At 40.2% G+C, this 7,332-nt stretch carries 8 protein-coding genes; 5 read left to right on the top strand and 3 right to left on the bottom strand.

Annotated elements, in window-relative coordinates; translation table 11 throughout:
- Nucleotides 1–417 precede the first annotated feature (417 nt).
- Nucleotides 418–1,020, top strand: coding sequence for a GTP cyclohydrolase II (gene ribA / locus FTU83_RS13885; protein ID WP_180106939.1), 603 nt, complete (start codon nt 418–420; stop codon nt 1,018–1,020).
- Nucleotides 1,021–1,145: 125 nt separating this feature from the next.
- Here ribA and trpA read toward each other — a convergent pair whose 3' ends face one another.
- Nucleotides 1,146–1,934, bottom strand: coding sequence for a tryptophan synthase subunit alpha (gene trpA / locus FTU83_RS13880; RefSeq protein WP_180106937.1), 789 nt, complete (start codon nt 1,932–1,934; stop codon nt 1,146–1,148).
- Nucleotides 1,931–3,142: a tryptophan synthase subunit beta gene (gene trpB / locus FTU83_RS13875; RefSeq protein ID WP_180106934.1), complete on the bottom strand. Its 1,212-nt coding sequence runs from the start codon at nt 3,140–3,142 to the stop codon at nt 1,931–1,933. The genes trpA and trpB overlap by 4 nt, the downstream gene beginning before the upstream one ends.
- A gap of 102 nt (nt 3,143–3,244) precedes the next feature.
- On the opposite strand from trpB, the gene FTU83_RS13870 reads away from it, so the two are divergent.
- The 4 genes from FTU83_RS13870 (at nt 3,245) to FTU83_RS13855 (ending at nt 5,997) form a co-directional block, all read left to right on the top strand.
- Entirely contained in the window at nt 3,245–4,126 is an 882-nt protein-coding gene (locus FTU83_RS13870; RefSeq protein ID WP_180106932.1) for a LysR family transcriptional regulator, read from the top strand.
- Nucleotides 4,127–4,244: 118 nt separating this feature from the next.
- On the top strand, nt 4,245–4,817 hold the full coding sequence (locus FTU83_RS13865) for a nuclear transport factor 2 family protein (RefSeq protein WP_171407659.1): 573 nt from the start codon (nt 4,245–4,247) through the stop codon (nt 4,815–4,817).
- Nucleotides 4,793–5,293: a chalcone isomerase family protein gene (locus FTU83_RS13860; protein WP_005177287.1), complete on the top strand. Its 501-nt coding sequence runs from the start codon at nt 4,793–4,795 to the stop codon at nt 5,291–5,293. The genes FTU83_RS13865 and FTU83_RS13860 overlap by 25 nt, the downstream gene beginning before the upstream one ends.
- A gap of 11 nt (nt 5,294–5,304) precedes the next feature.
- On the top strand, nt 5,305–5,997 hold the full coding sequence (locus tag FTU83_RS13855) for a response regulator transcription factor (protein WP_180106930.1): 693 nt from the start codon (nt 5,305–5,307) through the stop codon (nt 5,995–5,997).
- On the opposite strand, the gene FTU83_RS13850 is transcribed toward FTU83_RS13855, so the two are convergent.
- On the bottom strand, nt 5,994–7,316 hold the full coding sequence (locus FTU83_RS13850) for a sensor histidine kinase (RefSeq protein WP_373685375.1): 1,323 nt from the start codon (nt 7,314–7,316) through the stop codon (nt 5,994–5,996). The genes FTU83_RS13855 and FTU83_RS13850 overlap by 4 nt on opposite strands.
- Between the last annotated feature and the right edge of the window lie 16 nt (nt 7,317–7,332).

Below are 7,332 nucleotides of genomic sequence, written 5' to 3'. Positions count from 1 at the left end.
GATAGTCTTTTTCAGATTCAATCAATAATTGAACCGCTCTTTCTCTGATTTCAGGGGTATATTTTAATTTGGTCATCGGAACATTCTCTCAGAATACTGAGTCTCCGACAAACCCGGTACGGTTCAAACCTAATTTTATTAACTTATTCAATAAATTTAATTAACTATACAAAAAAAACCAACTTATCTTAAATATTGATGGTTTAGACAAGCCTCAGCTTTTGAGTGTTTTTGCAACAAAGCAGAACGCTAATAAAAATATTCTAAATAACATTTCACATAAAATTCACTATCAGATACATACTCTTTACTTGGAAGTAAAATGCTGAAATTTTTGACTGAAAAAAATTAGCCAATGCTTTCAAGTTAGATTAAGTAAATTGTACCAAATATAAATTTATATAGGTGTATTCTTCAATGGCTATAGAGTTTGTTTCAAAATCAAAACTACCGACTGCATTTGGTGATTTTGAAATTATAGCGTTTCAAGACCAAAGTACTGGTGAAGAACATATCGCTCTTGCTAAAGGCATGGGTACTATTTCTAATCAACCTGTACTCGTTAGAATTCATTCAGAGTGCTTAACAGGTGACGCTTTTGGATCACTCAAATGTGATTGTGGCCCCCAATTACATTCAACCATGAAAATGATTCATGATGCAGGTCAAGGTGTGATCTTATACTTACGCCAAGAAGGTCGCGGCATAGGACTAACCAATAAAATTCGAGCTTACGCCCTTCAAGACCAAGGACATGATACTCTTGACGCCAATTTATTATTAAATTTACCAGCAGATGCTCGTAAATATGATATGTGTACCATTATGTTAGATTATTTAAAAATAAAGAATGTAAAACTCATTACAAATAATCCCCTTAAAATTAAATCTTTAACTGATTTAGGAATTAATGTTGTTGAACGTATTCCTTTAAAAGTTGGTTTAAATATCTTTAACAAAGCTTATCTAGAAACAAAGCAAAAACGCATGTCACATCTATATGATAATAGTGATTTTTAAAAAGCGATCACTTTTAGAAAAAAATCCATGTATAAAGTTCCATCTCCCTCACGGGAGAAGGCCATGATAAAATATTGTTTTATATTCAATTATGGTTTTAAAGAAGATTTATGAAAGGTGCCTGACTATTCTTTATTTTGTCTCAGTATCTGTGCAAAAACCGTCACTTTTTCTAAAGTCGCATTCATTCCCTTATTAAAAAAAGTATCGACAAGCGCTGAGCCAATGATAATAAGATCTACTTTATTGGCTAGTGCTTTAACATGGCTTTCATTTTTGATCCCAAAGCCAATTGCAACTGGAATATTAAAAATTGGCTTAATTTCAGTTATCTTTTTCTCAAGATTAGATATATTGAAGTCTCCTCCTGTTAAGCCATTTTCTGCAACATGATATAAAAAACCTGTCGCGCGCGCTGAAATTTGCTCTAACCTTTCAACTGGGGTCGTCGGCGCGGTCATTGCAATTAAATGCATATTTTTTTCATTTAATTGCACCTCAAATTTTTCTCGATATCCATATGGAGCATCTAAAATCAATATTCCATCTATAAGATTTTCTGTTTCAGCGATAAGTGTCTCAAAACCATATTGCATAATCGGATTTAAATAAGTCATGAAAATTATTGGTGTCTGGTCATCATGCAGCCTGATTACTTTTACCAACTCAATGGTCTGTTTTACCGTTTGACCTGCATCTAAAGCCCGAAGATGCGCTGCCTGAATGATCTCTCCATCTGCCACTGGATCAGAAAATGGAATACCCACTTCAATAATGTCAGCCCCTGCTTGACCCAATTGGCTTAACAGACGACAACTTTCTGTAAAATTAGGATCTCCAGCAGTAAAATAACAGACCAGACCGCTTCGATTTTCCAGTTTCAATTGCTCTAATTTTTGATCTAGACGGTTCATGCTGTAGCTCCTGCAAGATATTTTTTGACCGTGTTTAAGTCTTTGTCTCCTCTACCACTTAAATTGACAATAATGATCTGTTCTGGCTGCATTTCTTGAGCAAGTTGAATCGCATATGCAATCGCATGAGAACTCTCAAGAGCAGGAATAATACCCTCCTGTTGACTTAAAAGCTGAAAGGCATTTACCGCTTCTTGATCGGTGATCGCCGTATATGTAACACGTCTTGTTTCAAACAGAAGACCATGCTCAGGACCAACACCAGGATAATCTAAGCCAGCTGATATAGAGTGCCCCTCTAAAATCTGCCCATCTGAATCTTGTAATAAATAAGTTAAATTGCCATGCAGCACACCGACTTGACCCTTGCAAATAGAGGCGGCATGTTCATCGCTATTTATTCCTTTTCCACCTGCCTCAACGCCAAACATTTTGACATTCAGGTCTTCTAGAAAAGGATGCATCAACCCTAGTGCATTTGATCCCCCACCCACGCAAGCAACTAGAGCATCAGGCAGCCTATTTTCTTTCAGGAGTATTTGGTTTCTGGCTTCTAGACCAATAATTTTCTGAAATTCTCTGACCATCGTCGGATATGGGTGAGGGCCTGCGCCAGTACCCAACAGGTAATAGGTTGTATCCACATGACGAATCCAGTCACGTAATGCTTCGTTCATGGCATCTTTTAAAGTCCCACGACCCTTTTGAACACTTCTGACTTCAGCACCGAGTAATTTCATGCGCTCAACATTCATTTGTTGGCGCTGAATATCTGTTTCTCCCATAAAAATGGTACATTTCATCTTAAACAGCGCGCAAACCGTTGCTGTTGCAACACCATGTTGCCCAGCACCAGTTTCTGCAATGATTCTGGTTTTCCCCATAAATTTGGCTAATAAGATTTGGCCTACACAATTATTGATCTTATGCGCACCCGTATGGTTCAAATCTTCTCGCTTGAAATATATTCGAGCGCCGCCTGCATAAGCTGTTAGGTTTTTTGCATAAAAAAGAGGACTAGGACGACCAACAAAGTCCGTTAAAATCTGCTGATATTCAGCCCAAAATTCAGGTTTGTGCCGAACATTATTAAAGGCTTGCTCTAATTCTTGAAGTGCTGGCATTAAGCTCTCTGGCATGTAACATCCGCCAAATTTACCAAAAAATCCTAAGTCATCAGGACCATTACCTGTATAAGGGGTTGTCATCTCATATCTCTTTTACTATCAAAACTTGTTCGATCTTAAAATATTTTCATTTTGATGATAATTGATATATTTTGAGCTAATGATGTTAGAAAATTTTACAACATGAAACGCAGAACATTACCTCCTCTTAATGCTTTAAAAGCTTTCGAAGCTGTCGCCAGAAATAAAAGTTTCAGCTTAGCTGCCGAAGAATTATGTGTCACCCATAGTGCGATTAGTCATCAAATAAAGCAGTTAGAAGAATGGTTAGATAAAAAATTGTTTATTCGACATTCCTCGACCATCTCTCTGACGGCGGACGCCGAAGAATTATCGCTCGTTTGTACGCAATTTTTTAATCGTTTAGAACAATGTGTCTTTGAGTTAACAAATAAAACATCAGAGGTAGAGGTGGTAATAGGCGCTTCTCATAGTTTTATGGCAAATTGGCTGATTCCCCGATTAGAAGAGCTCGAAGTCATTTATCCCAATATCCATATCAAATTAATGACATGTAATGAGTTAAAATTATTAGAAAAAGAGAAAGTTGACATATTGATCAATAGCATCAGTGAGAATCATCTACTTCCTAACTTTTTGAATAAATATCTGTTATTTCCCGATAACATGGGTCCTATTTGTAATCGTGAAATAAATCTTCTTCATTCCGTAAATGATCTTTTAAACTATCCATTACTTCATACCCACTCAAATAAAAGTGCATGGCATACATGGTTTGATCAGTTTCAAATAAGCTTTTGCCCAAAATCCAATGACCGTTATTTTGATAGTCTGAATTTAATGATAGAAGCTGCCGTGTCTGGGTTAGGAATTGCCATAGCACCTCAAATTCTAGTCGAAAAAGAAATGTTAAATGGAAAGATCATTGCCCCTTTTGGTTTTATCTATTGTGACTATAATTTTTATGCAATGGTCAGAAAAAATAATGAAAATCGTGATGTTATGAATATTATTCATTGGTTAATGGCCGAAGAAAAAAGTTAAACATTTAATCTTTGATTTGAAAAATTCTATTCAATTGCTCATCTATAACGTCTATTTCACATTCTATTCACGCTGTGCTGCCTAAGGTATAAACATACACTTCATACGGACACTGATGATGAGACTTGTAAAAACACTAATTGCTACAGCCTTATCCTTGCCGCTTCTGTTGTTAGCCGGATGTAAAAGTATTCCCAGTTATTCAGACGATTACGCCCAATCCAGAAATGGTATTCAGGGGATAGCGCTGGATCAGGCTAAAGCTCAGGATATCGGCCTCCGCTTTACCTCAGCCTTTAATACCTTGGGCACACCTGAATTCGTTGAAAATGCTGGAGCACTGTATGCCGACCAGCTGTTTATTAACGATACGCTATCGCAATTTTCATCCCGTCAAAATCTACTCGAGCACTTTCAAGGCATGAACAAACGGGTCAGCAAGGTCAGCGTCAAGCTGTTAAACGCTTCTTATCATCAGGACTCTGCCTATGTGCACTGGCATATGGCCTATGATTTTAAATTGTTCGGCACGACCCGCAGTATGGACTCTTACGGTATCAGTGAAATCAAGATCAACGAAAACAACAAGATTATTTTCCAGCAGGATTTCTGGGACCCTGCGAATGGCCTGTACCGTTCCCTGCCTTATGTTGGAGGGGTCTACTCATGGCTACTGCCTTTCAAAAAATAGCGATTAGTACAGCGTTAGTGATGGGATGTAGCTTCTGTCCATGGGCACAGGCACAAAGCCTGAATCAATGCGGCAATGGTCCGCTGATGGTGGGTCAAAAACAGGTCGGTATGGCCAGTTATTTTGCCCAAAACTGTAGCCAGTCCTGGGAAAAACAAAATATACAGATGGACTTTTCCTATACACAGAATATTCCGGAATGGGCATTTAAGCGTGCGGCCACACATTTACTGAAACGTAATGTTAAAGACGCAAAAATACATGCTCTATTCAACCCAATCACCGATTTGTATCGTCCGGTCAGATCAGGCGACCTGTATCGTTTAAAATACAACCATGCTACACAGACCCTGAGCTTATCTTTGAACCAGCAAAGTTTAGGGCAGCTTAAACATCCTCTGGCACAACAATATTTTAATATATGGCTGGGTCCCCAGCCATTTAGTGCTAAATTAAAACAGCAATTATTAAATTAGTATCTGCCGCTATGTCGAAACATTTTATCCTGATGGTTGAAGACCATTATGAACTGGCCTCTACCCTATGCGAGTTTTTGGAAGAACATGGCTTTGTGGTCGATCATGCCCGCAATCTGAGTGCTGCTAGACAATTACTGAAACAGCAACGCTACCATATCTTGCTACTAGACATTAATTTGCCTGATGGTTCTGGTTATGAATTGTGCGAGTGGTTACGCAATGAAGAAGGGTTGGACTTACCTGTCTTGATGCTTACCGCTCGGGATACCTTGGATGATAAACTCAAAGGCTTCAATTCTGGCACGGATGATTATTTGGTCAAGCCCTTTGACTTTAACGAGCTGGTGGTTCGGGTGAAAGCTTTGATCAAGCGCTCACTGGGTGAAGTATCTAGCAGTCGTCTGCAAATTCATGACCTAATTTTGGACACGGCAACACAGCAGCTAACTCGAGCTGGGCAGAACATTGAATTGCCTCCGATTCAGTTTAAACTTTTGAAGCTACTGATGCGTCATTCTCCTAAAGTACTGACCAAACAGGAAATTATGATGCAGCTTTGGGGTGACGAAGAGCCAGAAAGTGATGCTCTGCGCAGTCATATCTATAATTTACGAAAAATGGTCGATAAACCCTTTGAACAAAAGCTGATTCACACCATATCTGGGATTGGTTTAAAGATTGCTTTCGAAGATGAAGCCTAATTTAGGTACACAACAACAATCAGTCCAGTGGTCATTGCTAGATCAACATTCTGATGAGTGTCAAGATAATATTGCCTGTCAAACAGCTCCACACGCCAACCTAGCTGTTTGCATAGCTTTTGCACCAATTGCAATCCAATACCATGCCCTTTGATTTCCAGTTGTAGCTGCTGACCTGACAGTTCCTGAACTTTAGAATTGTTAGGTAAAGGCATGCCGACCCCATTGTCAGCAATCAGCACTTTATTTTTTTCCAGAATCACATCAATTTCTGTGCCCTGTGAATAGTTCAGCGCATTGCGCAGAATATTGCCAAACACCATTTTGGTCATGGATGGATAAAGTTTACGCGGCTGTTCATCGAGGTCTTTTTGCAGATCTATCTGCATGCCTTTGTTATGACTGACACTTTCCAGATCCTGCACCAGATTGTCCAGACATTCTGAAAGCATGGTCGGTTCAGCAGTTAAAGTGTTGGTGGTATTGCGGGCAATGGCCAGCAAGGTATCGACCAGCAGCTGCATGTCTTCAATGGTGTTATGCAGGCGGGTAAAGGACTTGTTGTCGCCATAGCGTGCCTGACACAGCTGCACATTGCCTTTTAAAATGGTCAGTGGCGTGCGTAGCTCATGGCTGACATCTCCGGTAAATTCACGCTCACGCTGAATAAATTCGCTTAATACCTGATGATATTTTTCCAGCGCCTGCTTGAGGTATTCAGCTTCCAGATTAGAGTCGGTGCGGATGTCCTGAAAAGGCGAAGCCTGATTTTTCTGATGTTCCCAATCGATATATTCCAGCGCATTGGCAAGACGGGTAATCGGGGAAAAATAGCGCCGGGCCCGACGGTTCCACCACCACAGCACACTATATAGCACAAACAGGCTGACCATCAGCGGTGCCAGACCAAACAGCCACACCAGCTTGTTGACGTTGCTTTCGCCAAACACCAGCAGCACATGCTGTCCGTCTTTTTCACCATACACGGTCATGCGCTCCTTGCCATCGACAAAATGCCGGTTCACCCCTTGCTCAAGCTGTATGTCGCGAAATTGGACTGGCGGTACATCGCTCCAGCGATAACCATACAAGTTTTTGGTATCGGGCAATTCAGCAGTCGGATTACGTTCCAGCCGCTGCCAGTAATGTGACATTTCCTGTTCTAGCGCAGTTCTGAGCAGGGAACCTTTGATTACCCAAGCACTACAGCCAATCCCGATCACCACAGACAGGGCAATGAATCCGATTTGCAGCCAGTAATAGCGGTTAAACACCTCACCCAGAGGATGATCGTGTTTGTCCCTGAACAGCTTTAACATTGGTGCATTCCCCCGC

Source organism: Acinetobacter sp. YH12152 (genome assembly GCF_013418285.1).
GTDB lineage: Bacteria > Pseudomonadota > Gammaproteobacteria > Pseudomonadales > Moraxellaceae > Acinetobacter > Acinetobacter amyesii.
This window is presented reverse-complemented; position numbering and strand designations above follow the sequence as displayed.

What these genes read in the sequence shown, in the direction of transcription:
- ribA (WP_180106939.1), top strand. Translation starts at nt 418, where the DNA reads ATGGCTATAGAGTTTGTTTCAAAATCAAAACTACCGACTGCATTTGGT.
- trpA (WP_180106937.1), bottom strand. Translation starts at nt 1,934, where the DNA reads ATGAACCGTCTAGATCAAAAATTAGAGCAATTGAAACTGGAAAATCGA.
- trpB (WP_180106934.1), bottom strand. Translation starts at nt 3,142, where the DNA reads ATGACAACCCCTTATACAGGTAATGGTCCTGATGACTTAGGATTTTTT.
- FTU83_RS13870 (WP_180106932.1), top strand. Translation starts at nt 3,245, where the DNA reads ATGAAACGCAGAACATTACCTCCTCTTAATGCTTTAAAAGCTTTCGAA.
- FTU83_RS13865 (WP_171407659.1), top strand. Translation starts at nt 4,245, where the DNA reads ATGAGACTTGTAAAAACACTAATTGCTACAGCCTTATCCTTGCCGCTT.
- FTU83_RS13860 (WP_005177287.1), top strand. Translation starts at nt 4,793, where the DNA reads ATGGCTACTGCCTTTCAAAAAATAGCGATTAGTACAGCGTTAGTGATG.
- FTU83_RS13855 (WP_180106930.1), top strand. Translation starts at nt 5,305, where the DNA reads ATGTCGAAACATTTTATCCTGATGGTTGAAGACCATTATGAACTGGCC.
- FTU83_RS13850 (WP_373685375.1), bottom strand. Translation starts at nt 7,316, where the DNA reads ATGTTAAAGCTGTTCAGGGACAAACACGATCATCCTCTGGGTGAGGTG.